Origin of the sequence: Microbulbifer yueqingensis (genome assembly GCF_900100355.1) — a bacterium.
GTDB classification, from domain to species: domain Bacteria; phylum Pseudomonadota; class Gammaproteobacteria; order Pseudomonadales; family Cellvibrionaceae; genus Microbulbifer; species Microbulbifer yueqingensis.
Genome location: NZ_FNFH01000002.1, coordinates 697,552 through 718,313 on the forward strand (window position 1 = coordinate 697,552; position 20,762 = coordinate 718,313).

Here is a 20,762-nt window from a genome sequence, read left to right on the forward strand (position 1 = left end):
AGGACGGCGGACAGTTCCAGAATAAAAAAAGCCCCGCATGGCGGGGCTTTTTAGTTCACGGAAAATATGTCAGCTGACCACCTCGGCGAGGTTACCCTTGCTCTCCAGCCACTGCTTACGGTCCCCCGCACGCTTCTTGGCCAGCAGCATATCCATTACCTGGTTGCTGTCATCGCCGTCGTCAACATAGAGCTGCACCAGACGGCGGGTATCGGGGTCCATGGTTGTTTCGCGCAGCTGCAGCGGGTTCATTTCCCCCAGCCCCTTGAAGCGGGTTACCTGGATCTTGCCCTTTTTCTTCTCCGCACTGATGCGGTCGAGAATGCCCTGCTTCTCGGCCTCGTCCAGCGCGTAATAGGTATCCTTGCCGATATCGATACGGTAGAGCGGCGGCATGGCGACAAACACATGGCCGTGCTTGACCAGGGGGCGGAAGTGGCGCAGGAACAGGGCGCAGAGCAATGTGGCAATATGCAGGCCATCGGAGTCGGCGTCCGCCAGGATACAGATCTTGTTGTAGCGCAGCCCCTCGAGGTTGTCGCTTGCCGGGTCCACCCCCAGGGCCACGGCGATATCGTGCACTTCCTGGTTGGAGAAGATCTCCCCGGAGTCCACCTCCCAGGTATTCAGGATCTTGCCGCGCAGCGGCATGATGGCCTGGAAGTCGCGGTCGCGGGCCTGCTTGGCGGAGCCGCCGGCAGAGTCGCCCTCCACCAGGAACAGCTCCGAGCGGCTGGTGTCGCCGCTGGCACAGTCCGCCAGCTTGCCCGGCAGTGCCGGCCCCTGGGTGACCTTCTTGCGCGCCACCTTCTTGGCGGAGCGCAATCGCTTCTGGGCGTTGCCGATGCACAGCTCCGCCAGCCGGTCGCCCTCCTCGGTATGCTGGTTCAGCCACAGGCTGAAGGCGTCCTTGGCCACCCCGGAGACGAACGCGGTGGCCTCGCGGGAGGACAGGCGCTCCTTGGTCTGGCCGGAGAACTGCGGGTCTGCCAGCTTGGCAGAGAGCACGTAGGAACACTGGGCCCAGATATCCTCCGGCCCCAGCTTGACGCCGCGCGGCATCAGGTTGCGGATCTCGCAGTACTCGCGCATGGCCTCCAGCAGGCCGGAGCGCAGGCCGTTGACGTGGGTTCCGCCCTGGGCGGTGGGGATCAGGTTCACGTAGGATTCGGCGGTAACCTCACCGCCCTCCGGCAGCCACTGCACGGCCCAGTCGGCCGCCTCGGTGGAGGCGCTGAAGCTGCCCACGAAGGGCTCACCGGGCAGGACCTCCCAGCCCTGGTTGGCAGCCGCCAGGTAGTCCTTCAGCCCGTCCTCGTAATACCACTCGTCGGACTCGCCGTCCTGCTCATTGATGAACACCACGGTCAGGCCGGGGCAGAGTACCGCCTTGGCCCGCAGCAGGTGGCGCAGGCGCGGCACCGAGAACTTCGCCGAATCGAAATACTGCGGATCCGGCATAAAGCGCAGGCTGGTGCCGGTTGTGCGTTTGCCGCAGGTGCCAATCACTTCCAGGTCGGACGCCTTGTTGCCGTTCTGGAAACCCATCCGGTAGACCTGGCCGTCGCGCTGGATGGTTATCTCCAGTACCTTCGACAGTGCGTTCACAACGGATACACCCACACCGTGCAGGCCACCGGAGAACTGGTAGTTCTTGTTGGAGAACTTACCGCCGGCGTGTAGCGTCGACAGGATCACCTCCACCCCGGGGCGGCCCTGTTCCGGGTGGATGTCCACCGGCATGCCGCGACCGTCATCGCTCACGGACAGGGAATTGCCCTTGTGGAGGACTACCTCGATCTTCTTCGCATGCCCGGCCAGGGCCTCGTCGACGCTGTTGTCGATCACCTCCTGGGCCAGGTGATTGGGGCGCGTGGTATCGGTGTACATGCCCGGGCGCTTGCGCACCGGGTCGAGCCCCGTGAGTACCTCGATATCTTCAGCGGAATAGTTGGCCATAATTCTTATTTTCCCGCCTGCGAACAGGCTCCTACATCAAATGGAAACGAAATCGATCATGTATTTTCGGCCTTGCGGCCGAACAGGAAGTCCACAATGGCTTCGCAATAGCGCTCAAAGCCCTGGAAGCCGTGGTCGCCGCCATCCTCGATGGTCTGGCGTTGCCCGGCGTAAAAGGCCTCTGCCTCCCGGCAGTCCAGCGTCTCGTCGCCGCGCTGGGCCAGCAGCCAGTAGCGCCCCCGCAGCGGCAGCTGCAACTCCCTCTCCAGGCTGCGCATGTTATCAACGTCGGCGGCAGTAAGGCGATACTCCCGGCTTTCGCCGCTGTAGGGCAATAGCGGCTGCCCCACGTAGGCGGGCATAAAACGGGCGGGATGCACCGCGGGATTTACTACTACCGCGGAAAGGCCGTGACGCTCGGCCAGCAGGGAGGCATAGAAGCCGCCCATGGAACTGCCCACGAGCCCGATGTCTCCACGGTATTCTTCCACTACCTGCTCGAGCGCAGCCGTCGCACTCGCGGGATGCGGAGAGATCAATGGAGCGCAGAAGTCTACGTCGGGCCGTTCGCAGGCCAGCCAATCCTCCAGCAGCCGGCACTTGTGTGACTGCGGCGAAGACAGGAAACCGTGCAGGTAGAGCAACAATCGTGGCGAACGGGATGATGAAAGTTCGGACATGGGCAGGGATTATAGCGCCCCCGCCGCGAAGAGCGAGTAGCCCGTCCCCGCAGGTTCCCTGAGGCCTATCGCAGCGCACGATCGAGGGATGAGAATGCCCGGCGCATATCGGCCCGCATATCGCCCCAGAAAACGGGGCCGCTGAACTGTTGCAGCTGCCCCCCCGCGGTGAGGGAGCCGGGGTTCTCGCCGATATCCCGCCGGTCGCGGAACTGCATTACCAGTTTCCCGTCCCGGTCATACAGTTCGCCCGCAAGCACCCCGTACGCGCTCTGTTCGGTAAGGGTCCTTTGCGTCCACGTGGGAGGCTCCAGCGGGGCACTCAGCGCAAAGTCCTCGAGACGCAGCTGCAGGCGGTAGTCCGCCTCGGCGGGACTGGTCGCGAGCCGGCTGTTGCGCGGCTGCAGGAAGCGCTCAGCGAACGCCCCCTCCATCAATCGCTGCAGTCGCTCCCGCTCGCGCGCATCGAACTCGAAGTCACGCGCGTGCAGTCGCTCCCGAACGTCGCGCGAGCGCTCCCGGTACTGGACCTGTATCGGCGCCACATACACACTCGCGTTACTCAGGTCGAAGGCAAACGCCGCAGCGACCTGGTCGAGGTTAGCGGAGCGTGACTGGAGCCCCTCCCTGGCAACCGCAGTCTCCGGCCCGTCCAAGTGCGGGCGCGACGGCAGCGGCTGTGCACAGGCCACTGTGAGGACGGAAGCTCCCAGCACCGGCACTATCTTGTGTAGAGATACCTTGCGTAGAGATACCATTGCTCACCTTGCTGCAGCCTTGAATGCAGTCGGTATTATAAGGTGGCGGGCAGCCGTGCACCGCCCGCGGAGTGACGATCGGGGTCGACCGTCCAGAAAGGGGGTATTCCGCCGGCAATCCGCTAGTTTCAGTATCCGGCGGAGGAAAGGTCGACGTTGTACTCGGAGACCTGCACACGCTCGACCCCGGTCCTGTAGGAACCGTCGTCACAGAGATCGAACCAGCGATAACCGGGCAGTTTGTCGTCCACCGAGAAAGGGCCACTGCCCGGCGTGAACTGGACCGAAGTGGATGGCGTCGCGTGCAGCCCGATACCCTCCAGCTCGCCGTCAAACTGCTGGTGCACATGCCCCCATACCAGGGCCTTCACATTGCCGGCGGCCACCACAAGCTCCAGCAGCTGTGCCGCGCCCTCTTTCAGCATGTGTCCATCAATCCAGTTGCTGCCTACCGGAACCGGCTGGTGGTGCATCAGCACCATCACCGGCTGGCCGCGGCACTCCCGCAGCAAGGTAGCGAAACGCTCGAGCTGCGCCTCGGTGAGGCCGCCGCAGATCTGTCCCTCGACACTGGTATCCAGAAGCAACAGGCGCCAGGCGCCCAGCTCGATCAGCTCGGCACAGTTGGCCGGCGCCACCTCCCGCATCCGCTCGGAACGGTCGTGATTGCCCGGCAACCAGAACCACGGGGCCGAGAGAGAGACTCCACGCATCTTGCGCACAAAGCGTTCATAGGCGGCCTCGGCGCCGTTAGCACTGATATCACCGGTGGCCAGCAGCAGCTCGGTTTGGGGCTGCTCGCGCTCAATGGCCCGCAACACATCGTCGAGGGTCCTGCCGGTATCAAGTCCGAGTAGCTGATAGTCCGGCCGCCCACCGATATGGGGATCTGTAAGCTGCACCAGCCGGTGCCGGGTAGTGCTCAATTCTTTCTGCCTGGTTCCGTCGCTTGCAATCACTTGTTCACCCTGTCACCACATCCATGTGAGCGCCGACAGCGGCGTCAGAGCTGTCGACCGTCTAATACCAGTTCAAATTCCACCCGGCCATTCGCAAGGCAATGCCCCAGCCACTCGCCGAGAAAGCGGTTGGCCTGCTGCCGCTCATCGGCGCCCTGCATACGCGCCCCGGCATGCTGCACCCCCGGCGCCTTCTCACCCAGCGGTCCCTTGCCGTCCACTGCCACCACCTCGGCCATCTGCGCGTCATGGTACAAGCGTACCGTAATGCACGGGAGCGCGAGCCAGCGCTGATCATCGGCAGACAATGCGCTCAGGTTTACTTCGGTGGTGTAACGCGAGCGCTCCACCACCTCCAGTTCCAGGGAGCCGTGGGGCACGCGGTACCGCCATTGCTGGCGCTCGGCCAACTGGGGCAACAACTTGCACAGGCGCAGGTAGTTAGCGTCACAGTCGGCATGATACGCCGGCAAATCGACCCGGTAGGAAGGCCGCTTGCGATTTTTTAACCGCAAGTCCCCGGCCGCCCGGGCCTTTGTCTGAACCGCCATTATCGACACTCCAATTCTATTGTCGCCGTGAATTGCATCTCAGTTTCCGTCGCTGGCCGTCAAATGCATGTTTTATACGATGACCCGTTAACCACGTTCAGTACCCGGCCTGCCAGTCAGCCGGGCCCGGTTGAGCTGCAGCCACTGCAGGCATATCAGTGTGGCCGCATTGTCCACGGCAACGGCCTCCGGGGCGGAGCCGGACAGTGCCGGCAGCAGCCTGTCCAGCGGAATGACCCGCAGGCGGATATCCTCGTTTTCCTCCGGTAACCCGAAGATACCCCCGGCATTGTCCAGGTCCGCCAGGGCGCAGTAGAGATGCAGGCGCTCCGAGCTGCCGCCCGGACTCGGCATGTAGCTGTGGATGAATTCCAACTCGCCCACATCCAGCCCCGACTCCTCCTCCACTTCCCGGCGCGCCACCTCCTCGAGGCTCTCGCCCTCCTCTACCATGCCCGCGACCACTTCCAGGCACCAGGGGCCGCCGGGGCGCTGCAGCGCGCCTACGCGGAACTGCTCTATCAACCCCACCAGCTCACGCCGGGGATCGAACAGGAGCACCCCCACCGCGTTGTCCCGCACGAACAGTTCGCGCTCGAACAGGCCGCTCCAGCCGCCGCGAAATAACCGGTGGCGCAGGCGCAGGCGCATCATTTTGAAGAAGCCGTCAAAGACGGTTGTACGCTCCACCACTTCCACCGCGTCGCGGGAGAAAGAAGGCTTCAGCTCAGTTTCCCTGGTCTGTTCATTGTATTCGGGCATGGCAGGGCTCAAGGCAGCTGGGGTTTGGTTCGGGATGCGAGGCCGCGGCTATCACCGACCGCGGCCGCTATTATCAATAGGCTGGAGGAAAGCGGTTCAACAGCAGTGCGGCCTCTTCCCGCAACCGCTGGTGGCGCTGGGCCGGGTCCCGGTAACGACCCGCCCTGGAGGGCATGCTGGCGCGCCACAGGGGCGAATTTTCCGGCGACAGGACATCGACCACCAGGATGTCCTGGCGGTATTCCCGCACCTCCACCGGGGCGCGCCAGCCGAACCCCCAGTAGCGATAACCCCCGTACAGGCCAAACCGGTCCTCGTAAACCGCCACCTTCTCAACCGACTGCATCTGCACCTGCACCAGGAAGTCCGCGTCTTCCGGGTGTTCCACGGAACGGTAGCGGTTGCTGAGGATGCCCTCCACCGCCTGGCGGGCCCGCTTCAGCTCCAGCGGCGAGACCGGGCCGGTGGCCAGTGGGTCGAGGAGATGATAGGTGCGCAGGCCACTGAAATCCGCCTGCGGATCATAGTCGAGCGCCACGGGCGGCGCGGTGGCACAGCCGCCCAGTAACAAAAAGAGAAACAGCGCCAGCACCGGCGCCCGAAATCTGGCCATGGTTTTTCTCCGTATTCTGCAGCTCTACTCTGGCAGATCGGGCTTCCGTGCCGGATATTGCCCCGCTCCTTGCGGGGAGTAATCAGTAACCGGCGGCCGGGGGCAGGTCGCTCAGCAACTGCCTGACCATGTTTGCCAGCAGTTGCTGGCGTTCGGGCGCGTCTTCGGGTTGACCCAGCACCTCAGTGGAGGTCCCCCCCCAGATAGCGGCGCCCTGGCTGCGGCCGATCTCCAGGGTCAGGATCAGGCGCGGCGCACCGGTATCGGTGGGCAGTTCCACCGCGCCGCGGGGCGCGTTGCTGTCAAACTGTGCGTCCCAACCGGGGTTGGTCTGCTCGGTGGTGATCTCGCCCTCGACCACCGCAACCTGGTAGCTCACCACCATGTCGGCACTCTCGGGCTCGTCCACTTGCCGGTAGCCACGATTGCGCAGATACCCGTCGACTATCTGCCGCAACTCGTTGTCCATTTCGACCAGCTGTGCCGAGGCATCGTCGACCTCACCCAGCGCAGCCATGCCCCAAGCATAGGTGGAAAACGAAACCGGCGCCTCCGCGGGCTGGACCCTCTCCACCAGGGGAGCCTGGCAGCCCGCTACCAGCGCGAGGAATACAAACCCTAACATTATCTTTCGCATAGTGAATCCTTACTTCAGTCTATTTTTCCAGCAATACCGGATCGTGCAGGTCAATCTTGGGACGCCAGAGCAACCATTCTGGTTTCGGCTCAGGATACAGCGGGAAGTGGCTGCCGGACATGACCTCCATGCCCATCTCCCCGGCTTCCGGCGTTGCGAAGGCCACTCCCCCGGCCAGCAGGGCCTGGGCAGACTCCGTATGGACGTTGAGCCCGGTCTGCAGGCCGAAATTGACGTCGACACCACTGGCGTTCCAGAACACCGTGTGTTCACGCACCAGGGTCTGGTACGGAGGCTCGATATATACGTAGATGTATACGCGGTCCGCCAGTTCCCCGAGCGCAAAGCCGGTAACTTCCCCCACCTGCACCTGGCGGTAATACACCGGGCTGCCAGGCACCAGCGAACCGCGCCGTGGCGCATCCAGGATGATCGCGAGCCCGGGGCGCATCATGATATCCGCCAGTCCCGGTTCCGGGGGGGCGGCCAGGGCGACGAACTCCGTCTGCACATCCCCCTCTCCGGGCTCCAGGGCCAGGTAGCGCCCCGTGACCAGGGTCTCGAGGTTGGCCACCTCTTCGATGCCGATCTCCGGCGCAACCACCCACATCCGGGTGCCGGCACGGGCGAAGTACTCGGCCCGGCGATAGAGCGTGGCGTGGGCGATGACTTCCGCGGGATGCTCTCCCAGCCGCAGCCGGACGATCTCGCCCACCTGCACGCCCTTGTAGCGCAGCGGGGCGCCCTCTCGCAGTCCTTCGGCACTGGGCAGGGCGATGCGGATACGCACCCCTGCCTCGAGGGCGGCCTCCCGACTTGAATAGAGACGGAAGCGGTCACCGCTCTCGACCGGGCCCTTTTCATCCCTGGCGCGCGGGTCACTGCCGAATGCAATCCCGCCACGCAACAGCGACAGCAGGGAGTCGGCCTCTACCTCAACCCCGCTGAGACTGGCCTTGGCGCGAATGCCACTGACATTCCAGAAGCGGGAGCGGTGGTTCACCAGGTGCGCGTAGCGCGGCTCGATAACGATGTAAACCTCCACCCCGTCACCTTCGGCATTGAGCTCCATGCCCTGTACCTTGCCCACCTCGATTCGGCGATAGTAGACGCTGGCACCACGCTGCAGCGAACCCGGCGATCGTGCCGTGAGCCGCAAGTGCAGGCCGGGCACCCGCGGATCCCGCGGCGGCGGTGAGGCTCGTGCCGCAAACGTGCGCAGGGAACGCTGGCCGCGCTGCAGGTCCACCTCGAGCCGGTTGCCTGACAGCAGGTCGCCGAGGCCCGAGGAGATATCCAGGGTTGGCGGCGCCATCCAGAAGCGGGTGTTTTCGCTCAGGAGGTCATCGGTAATGGGATCCATCAGCACGCGCACTTCCATGCCCTTTATGTTGCGGCTCGCCTTGACCTCACTGACCTCCCCCACCTTGATGCCCTGGTAAACCACATTAGTACTGCCGGGCGTGACATTTACCCCACGGTCGAAATTCAGCACCACCTCAATGCCCGCGTCCGCCGCGGAAAAACTGCGGTAAAGTTTGAACTCACTACCGTTGACCGCGAGCGGCGAGTGGCGCTGGGCTTCCGGCGTATGGAAACTGACGCCTCCGGCCACCAGGGCCGCGAGAGATTCCATGTTGACGGTAACGCCACTGATCCCTCCCTCCACGGACAGCCCGGAACTGTTCCAGAAACGGCTGCCCCGGTGTACCAGGTGGGCGTATTCCTGGCGGATGAACACGTCGACCTCCACCTGTGCGTCATCTGCGGAGAGACGGTAGTCTTCCACCTGGCCCACGCGCAACTGCCGGTAATAAACCGGTGAGCCACGATTGAGGGAACCCAGGCGCGGCGCCTTCAGCACCACCCGCAAACCCTCTCCACGCACACTCGCCGGCGCGCGCTGCAGGGCCACAAACTCGCGCTTCCGTGCCCCGCTGCCGGGTTCCATGCCGATATAGTTGCCCGACACGAGGGTCTCGAGGCCGCGAATCCCGGTGATGGTGAACTCCGGCTTTACCAACCAGAACTTGGTGCCCTGCACCAGCAGGTACTCTGCACTGCGATTGAAATCTACCTGGGCGCGTACGCCGTCGGCGCCATCAAGTTCCGGAGCATTGGGCACCAGTTCGAAGTCCTGTACCACACCGATATCCACTCCGGAGTACTTGACGACCGTCTTGCCCTTTACCAGCCCTTCGCCCGAGAGGAACAGGATCTCCGCACGTATATCGCCCGAGGTAAAATCCTTGTAGACCAGCCACACCGCGATCATCGCCGCCACCAGCGGCAGCAGCCAGATCAGCGGCAGCCCGTGACTGCGCTTCACCACGGGTTGCTCTTGTCTGGGGAACTCCTCAGGCATCCCCGTTCGCTCCTTTTCCCAATGGTTCCGTTATCGTAGGTTCACTCCTCTCGAAACGCTGCTCATCATAAGTGTCCCAGATCAAGCGGGGGTCAAAGCAGCGCACCGCCACCATAGTAATCACTACCACCGACGCAAACGCGGTACTGCCCGGTCCGGCAGCCACGCTGGCAATGGTACCCATATCCACCAGCGCGACCAGGATGGAGATCATGAACAGGTCGAGCAGCGACCAGCGACCTATGGCCGCCACGATACGATACATCTTCATCGACTGCGAAGGCTCGATGGGCAGGCGGCCCTGGACCTGCAGCAGGAGCAGCACAAGGCCCACCAGTTTCATCACAGGCACGGCGATACTCGCAATAAACACTATCAGGGCAATGCCCCACAGGCCGACACTATAAAGCTGCATCACGCCACCGATGATCGTGCTGGGCTCGCCGCTGCCCAGGTAAATCACGGTCATGATCGGCAGGATATTGGCCGGCACCAGCAAAAGGGCGCCAGTAATGGTCATCGCCCAGGTCAACATCACGCTGCCGTCGATCCGCTGGTGCACCATGCCACCGCAACGATCACAGCGGCAGCCGCCGCCACCCCTCGGCAGCGTAACCAGCCAGTGACAATTCAGGCAGCATGTGCGGCCGCCCTCACGCGCCTTCGGGTGTGGGGTCACGGTCGCGGCTCCCCCCGCCGGGCAGCCGGTTCCCGGCCCCCCGCGTCCCGGCGCCGCCGCTCTTCCAGCCGGGACCAGATTGCCTGCTGGTCGTAACTCAGGGTCGTCAGGTTAGACACCAGCATCATGGCCACAAAACAATAGAGACCCGGTTCCACCTCCATTTTCCCAAGGTCGCTCATTTTGATCAGAGCGACGAGCAAGCCGAGCATGTATACGTCCAGCATGCCCCACTCTTTCAGGTGCTCGTACCAGCGCACGGCCCAGGTAACCGGGCGATCGAGCAGCCGCCAGTGACAGCCCAGCGAGATGAACCCCAGCAGCAGGAATTTGCCCAGCGGTGCAATCACGCTGCAGAACAGCACCAGTCCGGCCATCCATATATAGCCTTCGCCAAACAGCGCGATCACCCCGTTCAGCAGGGTGTTCTCCGCACCGAATGCAAGAATCGAGAAGCTGAGCAGGGGCAGTGACAGGACCGGGAAGAAAAGCAGCAGGCCGGTAAGGCTCAGGGCCGCGGTGTGGGCGGCACTGCCGCGGGGGTTGCGATGCAGCACGGCATCGCAACGCGGGCATTCCAGTTTTTTGCCCGGGGGAGCCACCGCGTCACCCAGCAGCAGGTCGCATTCGTGGCAGGCCCGCTGCCGCCGCGACCAGCGCCGCTCAACGGACGCCGCCATCCGGCCAATCTCCCTGCGCGATTCTGTTGATTGCCGTCTGCATCCGAAAAGCCATCGCCTGCGTCTAAAGAGAAACCGCGCCTGTTCCGGTCATCGCTTGCCAGTTGCCACTGGCCACTGCACCAGTGACCGCACATTCGCGTCGGTTTAACGAAGATATACCAAAATGCTGCCAGCGTCGCCTCGACGCTCCAGGCGCGCGCGGGTACACTCTCGCGACTGAAATGACCGGGCGTACGCATAGAGACGGGGCAAGACCTGCTCAAGGGGCCCCGCCCGCCGGATTGAGATCGCGCTCGCATCCCGCCAGGGGGGAGACTGGCAGTGCATTTGCAGCTTTGAGACCCGCCACAGGAAGTTGAGACAGATGAAAGCAAAAGAATTCGCCAAGCGAGGCCGCGCCCTGCGCCCGCTGAAAACCATGCTCGCCGCAGCAGTGATCGGCCTGGGCTCTATGCAGGCACAGGCATCCACCCTGTGGGAAATCTACCAGCTCGCGCTGGACAACGACCCGCAGCTGGCTGCAGACCGGGCGGCGTATCACGCCGGGCTCGAGGCCAAGAACCGGGGCCGCTCGGCCCTGCTCCCGCAGATAAACGGCAGCGCCGAAGCCAGCAGCACCAGTTCCACCTCCACCCAGTTTGACTACACCTTTACCCCTGAAGTGGTGATTCCCACGCCCAACAGCCGGGATACGGATGTGGACGACCGGGTTTACTCTGCACGCCTCGACCAGGCCCTGTTCGACGCCACTGCCTGGTTCGGCTACAAGCAGGGCAAGAAAACCAGTGAGCAGGCGGCGGCAGAATTCAGCGCCAACCAGCAGGAAATGATGCTGCGGGTCGCGACAACCTACTTCGATGTACTGCGCGCCTACGATGTACTGGAGGCCGCCCAGGCGGAAGAGGAAGCCCTGGCGAAACAGCTGGAGCAGACCCGCCAGCGCTTCGAAGTGGGCCTGACCGCAATAACCGACGTGTATGACAGCGAGGCAGCGTACGAAAACGCCGTCGCCCGCCGGCTGACTGCCGAGGATAACCTGCTCAGTAATTTCGATGCGCTGTCGATCCTGACCGGCACCCAGCACGACCAGGTGGCTCCATTGCAGGACGGTTTTACCGTCGTCCCGCCTGAGCCTGCCGATCGGGCCGCCTGGGTCGATTTCGCCCTGGCGAACAACTTTACCCTGAAGGCCGCCCGCCTCAATGCGGACGCCGCCCGCTACAGCGCGCGGGCCGCTGCGAGTGAACACCTGCCCACGCTCTACGGTTCGGTGAGCTACCAGGACTTCCGCCAGGACGGCGAAGCCTCCACCTCTGTCCCGGGTGAGCCCACGGTCGACCTGCCCATCGATACGACCCGTGAAACCACCGTCACCGCAGTGACCCTCAACGTGCCGATCTTCACTGGCGGCCGCTTGAGCGCCAACCGTCGCGAGGCGCGCAGCCTGGCGTTCCAGGCGGAAGACCTGCGCAACCTGACCCAGCGCAACACCATCCAGAATACCCGCACCCTGCACCGCAACCTGGTGACTGACGTGTCTCGGGTAAGGGCGCGCCAGCAGGCCGTGATTTCGGCGCAGAGCGCCCTTGAGGCGAACCAGGCAGGTTATGAAGTGGGCACGAGAAATATCGTCGACGTGCTCCTGGCCCAGCGGACCCTTTTCCAGGCCCAGACCGATTACGCCAACGCCATCTATGACTACATCGACAACACCCTGCGCCTGAAACGCGTTGCCGGCCTGCTGTCCCCCGCTGACCTGCAGGAGCTGGAAGCGAAGCTGAACCCGGCCATCCCCGTTGTGCGGGTCGGTGCAACCGCTGCCGCCCCGGCCGAGCCGACCAAGTAACGGCCAGGCTCGCAGCCGGCCTGAAGAAACGAAAAAGCGGGGCTCAGGCCCCGCTTTTTCGTTTCGCATAAACCACTGACCGCTGCTCAGGTTTTTTCATTTCCAACAACCAGAGCTGCACCGTAAGCGATGCAATTTCTCCCACCAGGCGACCGCTGGCAGCCCCTCAGGGACCCGCCAGCGCGTCAATCTCATTGACCAGCCTCTGCAACGCCCCGGTATTCTCGGACGCAACCTGGCGCCCGCGGGCCCCGGCGGCGTGGCGCTCCTCACTGTCTTCCAGCCAGGCGCGCACCTGGGCCGCCATCTGGGCCGGGTTCTCCGCCACCCGCAGCGCGCGCGCATCCTGCAGCAGCGAAGCCACCCGGGAAAAGTTGTGCAGGTGTGGCCCACAGACCACGGGCACGCCCCACGCGGCCGGCTCGATCATATTGTGGCCGCCCACCGGCACCAGGCTGCCGCCGACGAAGGCGACATCGCAGGCGCCATAGAAACGCAGCAACTCCCCCATGCTGTCGCCGAGCAGGACCTGGGCCGATGGCGCCGGCGCACCGCCCTCACTGCGACGCTTCAGGGTGAAACCCCGCTCATGCACCAGCTCCGCCACCACCTCGAATCGCTGCGGATGCCGGGGCACCAGCACCAGCAGCAGGTCGGGAATTGTCTCCAGCAAATCGGCAAAGGCGTCCAGCACCAGGGCCTCTTCACCGTCGTGGGTGCTGGCTGCGAGCCACACCGGCCGCGCACCCTTGCCAGGTAGCGGTCCCCGCCACTGGTGCGCCAGGGCCTGGGCCTCGCTGGCCATACCCATACCGATTTCCAGGTCGAACTTGATATTACCCACGGCCACGACGCGCTCCTCGGGCAATCCCAGGGACACAAAGCGGCGCGCGTCTTCGGGATACTGGGCCACGACCCGCGAGAGCCTGCGCAGCATCTTGCGGGTGAGTCCAGGGACCCGCGCATAGCCTTTGGCCGACTTGTCGCTGAGGCGTGCATTGGCCAGCAGCACCGGAATATCACGCCGCTCACAGGCGGCGAGCAGGTTGGGCCAGAGCTCCGTTTCCATGATTACCAGCAGGCGCGGGTGCAGCGCAGAGAGGAACCGGCGCAGGTACTCGGGCAGGTCATAGGGCAGGTAGTAGTGCAGCAGGCGGCCGTCGAGCATGGGACGCAACCCTGACTCGACCCGCTCGGAGCCCGTCGGGGTGGTGGTTGTGACCAGCCACTGCCAGTCGGGATGGCGGGCTGCCAGCTGCTCGATTACCGGTACCGCTGCCAGGGTCTCACCTACAGAGACTGAGTGCACCCACACCAGTGGCGCCCGGCTCGCTCGTACTGGCACCCGCCCGAGGCGCTCGCGCCAGCGCAGGCGATATTCCGGCTGGATTCGGCCCCGCCACCACTGGCGCAGCAGGATAAACGGCAGGGCCAGGCGCAGGAGCCAGGTATAGAGGAACTGCATGCGGACGTCCGACACTCGAATTGACTTGGTGGAAATGCCGGATTTTAACCGGCTGGCAACCGCACGTCGCCCAACTCGCTGCCAGCTACCGCCCGCGCACTCCCTCCACCGGCTTCAGGAGGACGGGGAGCGGTAAAACTGCGACTCGGCGCCCATCGCCCCGCTCGCCATCCCGGCGGAACGGCATACGCGCAACCAGGCGCGCGTTCGATGCCGGCTTACCGCGACACCAAGCGCGCATACCAGGGCCGCATTGAGCAATTGGACCGTGGCCGATAGCAGCACCATCGCCCGACTGCGGCCGCCATACATTTTCTGGCGCGCCAGGGTAATGCCGACCGAATACTTGCGTCGCGACAGCCAGCGAATGGTGGCACGGTGCTCGGGGACATCCTCGTAGACTACCGCTTCCGCGCAGTGAAAAATGGATACCCCGCGCATGGTCGCCTCGGTGAAGAACAGCACATCCTCGCCACCGGCAAACGGACGCCTCTCATCAAATCGCAGTCCAAGCCTGCGGACTTCTGCCAGGGGTATCAATACATTGTTGGTGGCACAGTAAGGCAGTCGCTCCCCGGTGCGACGGCGCTTGCGGGAGAAAAACATGGAATAGTAATCCGGCGCAGAGGCCGGCAGCAGGCTGATCACACTCCCGCACACCACGGCCTTGTCGCCAGCGTCCAGCGAAAAGCCGTAGAGTTTCTGCAGCCAGTCCCCGGCCACCCACTCATCATCATCGATAAACACGAGGTAATTGGCACCCTTGGCCTGTGCCTCGTCGAGACAACGGTTGCGCGCGAACGGGATACCCCGCAGCGGCTCTACGACGTACTTGAGCGGTACCGGAAAGGTCGCTCCCAGCTCCTCAGCCACGGGCCGCGCCTGTTCCGCCGGGTCGTTGTCGACGACCGTAACCGAAACCTTCACTGTATCAGGCAATTGCGCGGCCGCGAGGCTGGACAGTGCGCGGCGCAACAGCTCGGGCCTCTGGCAAGTGCAGATACAGATATCGAGATGGGGATGCAACTTAAACTCCAGTCACCAGCCAAAACCCAGGGAAAGCGCCCACCGGGCGGAAAGCTGGCAGCCTATACCCCAATGCTGGAGATGTCTATAATAGCCCGCTTTGCCCCCCTCCCCGCACCGGGGCGTCACATACATGCACGGCCCCGGGCCGGTTGAGTGACAGGGGCCAGGCATCGCCACGTCCGCGTCGCTATCGAACAACCTCTGTGCTCGGTTCAGCATTCAACGGCGTCCGGCTCACTCGGAACTCACTCGGAACTAAGGGCCCCCGATGAAAGTCATGCAGTTGCTGCCAGCGCTGAACTCCGGTGGTGTCGAGAGAGGAACCCTCGATCTCGCCCGCGCGCTTGTGGCGGCGGGCCATGAATCTGCAGTGGTCTCCAGCGGCGGACGCCTGGTGCAACAGCTGGAGCTCGAGGGCTCCCGCCACCTTACCCTGCCGATTCACCGCAAGTCGCTGGCGAGCCTGCGGGAGATCCGCCCGCTGCGGGAACTGATCCGCGCAGAAAAACCGGATATCCTCCATGTGCGCTCTCGCGTGCCCGCGTGGCTTACCTATTTCGCATGGAAGAAGCTGGACCCGGAAACCCGCCCGCGACTCGTCAGCACCGCCCACGGGCTCTACTCCATCAACCGCTACAGCGCCATCATGGCAAGTGCCGAACAGGTGATCGCTATCTCCGACTGTGTGCGCGATTACCTCACAGGTAACTATGCCCGCTACCTTAAGCGGCCGCCGGAAGTGATCTACCGCGGCGTGGACACTGGCGAATTCCATCCCGGCGTACAGCCCCCCGACGGCTGGCGGGACTCCGTGGAGGCGGAATTTCCCGCGCTGCGGGACAGACGCTGGCTGCTCCTGCCGGGTCGCCTGACAAGGTGGAAGGGCCAGGAGGATTTCCTGGAGCTGATGGCAGAGCTGGATCGGGATGACCTGCACGGTGTCGTGCTCGGCGGGGCAGAGCCCAATAAACAGCACTACGAAGAAGAACTGCGCCAGCGGGCCGTGGAGCTGGGGCTTAAGGACAGGGTCTCATTCGTCGGCCAGCGCAGTGATATCCGCTTCTGGTACAAGGAATCTTCACTTGTATACAACCTGTCGAAGCGACCGGAACCCTTCGGCCGTACCGTGATCGAGGCCGTGGCCATAGGTACACCGATCATCGGCTACAATATCGGCGGCCCCGCTGAGTCACTACGCGCCTGCTTTCCCGAAGGCCTTGTCCCCAGCGGCAGTATCCCCGGGCTAAAAGATAAAACCCTCGAACTGCTCGACAGCAGCGCCCGCCCGGTCCTGCAGGACGATTTTACGCTCGCGACCCAGGCGAGCCGCACCATTTCCCTGTATGACAGGCTTCTGGCAGAGCGCCGACAGGGGGTATCGTGATCGACCTCAGTGGCCTCACCCCATTTGCCAGCGGCGGCAATCGCCACTGCTATCGCCATCCTGACGACCCGGAGAAATGCGTCAAGGTGATGCGCCCCGGGCGTATTGAGGAGCTGCGCGGCCGGGCCCCCTGGTACAAGCGTCTCGCAGGAGAGGCCCACTTCGATGACAACCTCAGGGAACTGGCCGGCTACAGGCAGCGCGCGCTGCGCCGCGCCGGTAATGACAACCCGGTCTGGCACCACCTCCCGCGCTGGTACGGTATCCAGGAGACCAGCGCCGGCCCCGGTGCCGTCTCGCAACTGATCCTCGACCACAAGGGAGAACCGGCGCCGACGCTCGAGCACTACCTGCAGCAGCACGGGTTGGATACCCCGATTACCGCGGCCCTGGAGCGCTTCGCGCGCTGGCTGAGGGACACCGGTGTACTGACCAAGAACCTGTTGCCGCACAATCTCGTGGTGACCATGCGGCAGGGCGCACCTGAGCTGACACTTATTGACGGCCTGGGTCGCGCGACCCTGCTGCCGTTTCCGGAGTGGTTCCGGTGGTCCAGGAGGCGCTACATTCGCCGGCGTATCGAGCGGATGTGGCGGCGGATCCACTGGGAGGTCTCGGACAAGTCCCTGTCGTGGAAGGAAGCGGAGCGCCACGGCTAGCCGCCCCACCCCCAAAGCCTATCGCCCCAACACAATCAATAGCCAAGACTTATAGTCCTGTCCCGGCCCGCCCGTGGCTGCCGCAGCCCGCAAAGTCCATACTTACTTGTTCAGGGAGCGCGCGGCCCGGACCAGGGGGCGCGCCCCGCCGTTTGGTTTTCAGGGACTCGCCAGGAAATGATCTTGCCCGTGATAATGGCCGGTGGTTCCGGCTCCCGCCTGTGGCCGCTCTCCCGCCGGCTGTACCCGAAGCAGTTCCTTCCCCTGTTGGGCGAGCAGACCATGCTCCAGGAAACCTGTGCCCGGCTCGCCGGCCTCGAGCACCAGCCACCACTGCTGGTCTGTGGTGAAGACCATCGCTTCATGGTGGCCGAGCAATTACGTGCGGCGAGCCAGCCAAACAGCGGCATAATCCTGGAGCCGGCGGGTCGCAATACCGCCCCCGCACTGGCTCTCGCGGCACTGCATGCCACGGCATCGGGGAAGGAAGACCCCCTGTTACTGGTGCTCGCCGCGGACCATGTCATCAAGGAGGCCAGGGCTTTCCTGGACGCCGTCATTACGGCGCGAGCCCAGGCGGAAACGGGCCGGCTGGTGACTTTCGGTGTTGTCCCCACCGGACCAGAAACCGGCTACGGCTATATCCGGCGGGCGCAGGCAGAGGCCCCGGGCAGCCAGCCGGCGTTTGCCGTTGACGAGTTCGTGGAAAAGCCGGATCTGGACACCGCAGAGCAATATGTCGCCAGCGGGGAATTCTTCTGGAACAGCGGCATGTTTTTGTTTCGCGCCAGCCGCTACCTGCAGGAACTCCGGACGCACCGACCGGACATCCTTGCCTCCTGCGAGGAAGCCATGACCGGGTCGACAGTGGATGCGGATTTCGTACGCCCTGCCAGGGGCGCCTTTCTCGCATGCCCCGCTGAATCCATCGATTACGCCGTAATGGAAAAGACCCGCGATGCCGTGGTGGTACCGATGGATTGCGGCTGGAGCGACGTGGGATCCTGGTCGGCACTGTGGGAAGTCTCCGACAAGGACACACAGGGGAATACCGCCATTGGCGACGTAATCCTTTACGACAGCCGGGGCTGCTACGTGCAAAGCGACCGCAAGCTGGTGGCGGCGATCGGCCTCGAGGACGTGGTTGTCGTCGAGAGCGATGACGCGATCATGGTGGCCACCAAGGACCGCGTGCAGGATGTGAAGCAGGTGGTCGAACAGCTCAGTGCGGGCAACCGCCCCGAAGCCAGGGTGCACCGCAAGGTTTACCGGCCATGGGGATTTTACGATTCCCTGGAGTCGGGGCACCGGTTCCAGGTAAAGAGGATTGTGGTGAACCCCGGGGCCCAGCTGAGCCTGCAGATGCATCACCACCGGGCCGAGCACTGGGTTGTTGTCTCCGGCACTGCAAAGGTGACCTGCGGCGAAGAGGAGCTGCTGGTGACCGAAAACCAGTCCACTTACATTCCGCTTGGAGTGAAGCACCGCCTGGAAAATCCGGGCACGATTCCCCTCGAACTGATTGAAGTACAGTCAGGCTCCTATCTCGGTGAGGACGATATCGTGCGTTTTGCGGACCGGTATTCGCGCAGCTGAAAACCCGGCAGCTAATTTACTGCCTCAAGAAAGCGCTCTATGGATGCGCGCCACTGGCCCCTGCCGCGGGCAAGCCGCTCGGCGTTGGCCCCCATCTCCCGCAGCCTGGCGGGCTCATCCAGCAGTGAGAGGATATGGGCGGTGACATCCGCCTGCTGACCGGCATCGCACAGCAGTCCCGTCTCGCCGTCGCTGACAGCGTCCGCTGCGCCACCCTCGCGCCCTGCCAGGGCCGGCACGCCATACCAGTTGGCCTCCCGGTAGACGATACCGAACCCCTCCACGGAATCGCCCTCGCGCCGCGCGGGCATCACAAACAAATCTGCGCGTGAAAACAGTGCCGCCTTCTCCTGTTCGCTCACGGCGCCGGCAAAGTGGACGCTGTCCGCAACGCCCGAGGCACTGGCGAGCTGCTCCAGCCGGGCCCTGTCGTCCCCCTTCCCGGCAACGATGTACAGCACCTTCGGGTGCCGCTGGCGGATTTCCGGCAGGGCGCGAATGACCGCGTCCACCCCCTTGCGCGGTTCGAGGCGTGCCAGGGTCAGCAATACCGGCCCGCGGTCACCGATCACCTGCTCCAGGGCGGCAACCCGGGCCGGCTGCGGCTCTGGCTGGGGCCCGATCGGCGGGTTGATCACCACCAGCCGGGTACCTTCCCCGATGTAGGGTCTTGCCAGCTCGGCGGTGTACGAGGAATTGGCAACGACCGTTGTGGCTGCCGCAAATGTCCTGGAGATTCGCGCGCGCTTGGCCCGGTCCGGGTTGGCGGGAAACTCCATGCCATGGGCCAGCACCACCAGCGGTACCCCGAGGCCGGAAAGAAGCTCCGCGCTCTTCCACGAATCCGCAAATACGGCCTCGACATCACCCCTGCGCACCGCGGCGCGTACCGCCCGCGCCTTCCGGCGCCTCCGCCAGAGCTTCCAGCCACCATAGAGACTGAGTTCGTAGCCCTTCCCATGGGGCCCCTCTTCCTCTCCAACCCGGTCCGCGAGCACCCGGACCCGGTAGCCCGCTTCCACGAGATTCTCGGCCAGCCCTTCCATCAGCATCTCTATGCCCCCGCGCCGGGGAGGGAAGCACTGGGTCGTAATCAGGATCATCTTGACCTCCGGGTAACTAAGCCTGCAAGGGCCTGAGGAAGGGTACAGTCGCGCCGGGCAGGCCCGTCATTCGCCCAATCGGGGACAGCGCCGCAACAGCGCCCGCGCACAGGCGACCTGCTGACCCAGGGGCGGCCTCGGGGGCCGGACGCCGGCCCGGGCGGCATCGGCCAGGCGGTCCGTCACCAGTCCCTGGTCCAACAGGCGCTGGACCGCCGCGCGGACCTTGTTGGCAGGCCGCCGGCTGGGCAACTGGATCACGCCCACCTGGGCCTCGCTCTGCAGCGCCTCGAACAGCATCGAGACACTGTCCCCGGTCACCCAGATCTGTTCAGCCTGCGCAAGCTGGTCTGCCAGCCATCCCGGCGGACAGTCACGCCAGTGACAGAGCTCCGCCCCGCCGGTATCGAGCCCCTCCAGTGTACCTGCCGGGGTCCGGCGGCTGTCGGACACTACCCATTGGCCGGGCGTTTCCAGCAGGCTGTTTACCGCCGAGCGCACCCCGGCCGCGTCCCAGGCAAAGTGCTTGCTGGGACCCCCGAGCAGGATCAGGCCCCGGCCGGGACGTATCCGGCCGCAAGGCAGGGGCTCGGTCAGCGCCCCCTGGCTGAGGATCACGTTGGCCAGGGGCGGTGGGCGGTCGTGCTCGGGGATGATGGCGAAATCGAACCAGCGCAGCGGCAGTGACGGGCGCATGATGACGACAGTGAGCCCGCCGAACTGCCGGCGCGCCAGCAGCAGGGCCAGGTGAGTGCGATGACCGGCACCAATAATCAGGTCCGGCGGCGGCAGCTCCCGCAGGTTCGCGGGCAATCCGCTGCGCACCAGCGCAAGCCCCCCGGGAGCGGGAATATCGTGGCATTCGACTGCGGCGCCGGCGCATTCGCGCAATCCGCTGACCAGCGCCGCGCTCTGCTTTTCATGAGCGCGATTGCCATCGAGAAAACGCCAGACCGTGAGCCGCACTTGGGGAACCCCGATTCGTGAAAGGTAATGCACCGACAGCGGGCGCGGGGCGCTTATGCTAACCGATA

19 protein-coding genes are annotated in these 20,762 nt (G+C 64.3%); 4 read left to right on the top strand and 15 right to left on the bottom strand.

Annotation, left to right across the window (positions count from 1 at the left end; all coding sequences use genetic code 11):
* Positions 1-69: 69 nt before the first annotated feature.
* The 11 genes from parE to BLT26_RS06865 all read right to left on the bottom strand — a co-directional run bounded on the left by parE (position 70) and on the right by BLT26_RS06865 (position 10,643).
* Positions 70-1,959: a DNA topoisomerase IV subunit B gene (parE, locus tag BLT26_RS06815; RefSeq protein WP_091510645.1), complete on the bottom strand. Its 1,890-nt coding sequence runs from the start codon at positions 1,957-1,959 to the stop codon at positions 70-72.
* Positions 1,960-2,015: 56 nt separating this feature from the next.
* Positions 2,016-2,639: a YqiA/YcfP family alpha/beta fold hydrolase gene (locus tag BLT26_RS06820; RefSeq protein WP_091510647.1), complete on the bottom strand. Its 624-nt coding sequence runs from the start codon at positions 2,637-2,639 to the stop codon at positions 2,016-2,018.
* 65 nt (positions 2,640-2,704) lie between these two features.
* On the bottom strand, positions 2,705-3,397 hold the full coding sequence (locus tag BLT26_RS06825; protein ID WP_091510649.1) for a hypothetical protein: 693 nt from the start codon (positions 3,395-3,397) through the stop codon (positions 2,705-2,707).
* Between the two features lie 128 nt (positions 3,398-3,525).
* Entirely contained in the window at positions 3,526-4,356 is an 831-nt protein-coding gene (locus BLT26_RS06830) for a metallophosphoesterase (RefSeq protein WP_245720623.1), read from the bottom strand.
* 44 nt (positions 4,357-4,400) lie between these two features.
* Entirely contained in the window at positions 4,401-4,907 is a 507-nt protein-coding gene (locus BLT26_RS06835) for a DUF1249 domain-containing protein (RefSeq protein WP_091510651.1), read from the bottom strand.
* A gap of 87 nt (positions 4,908-4,994) precedes the next feature.
* Positions 4,995-5,669, bottom strand: coding sequence for an NUDIX domain-containing protein (locus BLT26_RS06840; RefSeq protein ID WP_091510654.1), 675 nt, complete (start codon positions 5,667-5,669; stop codon positions 4,995-4,997).
* Positions 5,670-5,742: 73 nt separating this feature from the next.
* On the bottom strand, positions 5,743-6,282 hold the full coding sequence (locus BLT26_RS06845; RefSeq protein ID WP_091510657.1) for a DUF4136 domain-containing protein: 540 nt from the start codon (positions 6,280-6,282) through the stop codon (positions 5,743-5,745).
* A gap of 82 nt (positions 6,283-6,364) precedes the next feature.
* On the bottom strand, positions 6,365-6,919 hold the full coding sequence (locus tag BLT26_RS06850; RefSeq protein WP_091510663.1) for a DUF4136 domain-containing protein: 555 nt from the start codon (positions 6,917-6,919) through the stop codon (positions 6,365-6,367).
* A gap of 19 nt (positions 6,920-6,938) precedes the next feature.
* Positions 6,939-9,284 (bottom strand): PqiB family protein, encoded by a 2,346-nt coding sequence (locus tag BLT26_RS06855; protein WP_091510666.1) that lies wholly within the window; start codon positions 9,282-9,284, stop codon positions 6,939-6,941.
* Entirely contained in the window at positions 9,277-9,963 is a 687-nt protein-coding gene (locus tag BLT26_RS06860; protein ID WP_245720624.1) for a paraquat-inducible protein A, read from the bottom strand. The genes BLT26_RS06855 and BLT26_RS06860 overlap by 8 nt, the downstream gene beginning before the upstream one ends.
* Positions 9,960-10,643: a paraquat-inducible protein A gene (locus tag BLT26_RS06865; protein ID WP_091510668.1), complete on the bottom strand. Its 684-nt coding sequence runs from the start codon at positions 10,641-10,643 to the stop codon at positions 9,960-9,962. The genes BLT26_RS06860 and BLT26_RS06865 overlap by 4 nt, the downstream gene beginning before the upstream one ends.
* Positions 10,644-11,010: 367 nt before the next feature.
* On the opposite strand from BLT26_RS06865, the gene BLT26_RS06870 reads away from it, so the two are divergent.
* The gene (locus BLT26_RS06870; RefSeq protein WP_091510671.1) at positions 11,011-12,492 is read left to right on the top strand and encodes a TolC family outer membrane protein; all 1,482 of its coding nucleotides are present in this window, start codon (positions 11,011-11,013) and stop codon (positions 12,490-12,492) included.
* A gap of 166 nt (positions 12,493-12,658) precedes the next feature.
* On the opposite strand, the gene waaA is transcribed toward BLT26_RS06870, so the two are convergent.
* Both waaA and BLT26_RS06880 read right to left on the bottom strand, forming a co-directional pair.
* Positions 12,659-13,957 (bottom strand): lipid IV(A) 3-deoxy-D-manno-octulosonic acid transferase, encoded by a 1,299-nt coding sequence (waaA, locus tag BLT26_RS06875; protein ID WP_091511152.1) that lies wholly within the window; start codon positions 13,955-13,957, stop codon positions 12,659-12,661.
* 114 nt (positions 13,958-14,071) lie between these two features.
* Complete coding sequence (locus BLT26_RS06880; protein ID WP_175453049.1) at positions 14,072-14,983, bottom strand: glycosyltransferase family 2 protein; 912 nt, start codon at positions 14,981-14,983, stop codon at positions 14,072-14,074.
* A 271-nt stretch (positions 14,984-15,254) separates the two neighbouring features.
* Between BLT26_RS06880 and BLT26_RS06885 the strand changes: the two genes are divergently transcribed.
* The 3 genes from BLT26_RS06885 (at position 15,255) to BLT26_RS06895 (ending at position 18,625) form a co-directional block, all read left to right on the top strand.
* Positions 15,255-16,370: a glycosyltransferase family 4 protein gene (locus BLT26_RS06885; protein ID WP_091510677.1), complete on the top strand. Its 1,116-nt coding sequence runs from the start codon at positions 15,255-15,257 to the stop codon at positions 16,368-16,370.
* On the top strand, positions 16,367-17,029 hold the full coding sequence (locus tag BLT26_RS06890) for a YrbL family protein (RefSeq protein ID WP_091510680.1): 663 nt from the start codon (positions 16,367-16,369) through the stop codon (positions 17,027-17,029). Before BLT26_RS06885 ends, BLT26_RS06890 begins: the two co-directional genes overlap by 4 nt.
* Positions 17,030-17,206: 177 nt before the next feature.
* On the top strand, positions 17,207-18,625 hold the full coding sequence (locus tag BLT26_RS06895; RefSeq protein ID WP_091510683.1) for a mannose-1-phosphate guanylyltransferase/mannose-6-phosphate isomerase: 1,419 nt from the start codon (positions 17,207-17,209) through the stop codon (positions 18,623-18,625).
* An 11-nt stretch (positions 18,626-18,636) separates the two neighbouring features.
* On the opposite strand, the gene BLT26_RS06900 is transcribed toward BLT26_RS06895, so the two are convergent.
* Together BLT26_RS06900 and BLT26_RS06905 are read right to left on the bottom strand one after the other, a co-directional pair.
* Positions 18,637-19,728 carry a glycosyltransferase family 4 protein gene (locus BLT26_RS06900; RefSeq protein ID WP_091510688.1) on the bottom strand — a complete coding sequence of 364 codons (1,092 nt, stop codon included), beginning with the start codon at positions 19,726-19,728 and terminating at the stop codon, positions 18,637-18,639.
* 66 nt (positions 19,729-19,794) lie between these two features.
* Positions 19,795-20,694, bottom strand: coding sequence for a mitochondrial fission ELM1 family protein (locus BLT26_RS06905; RefSeq protein WP_175453050.1), 900 nt, complete (start codon positions 20,692-20,694; stop codon positions 19,795-19,797).
* Positions 20,695-20,762 lie beyond the last annotated feature (68 nt).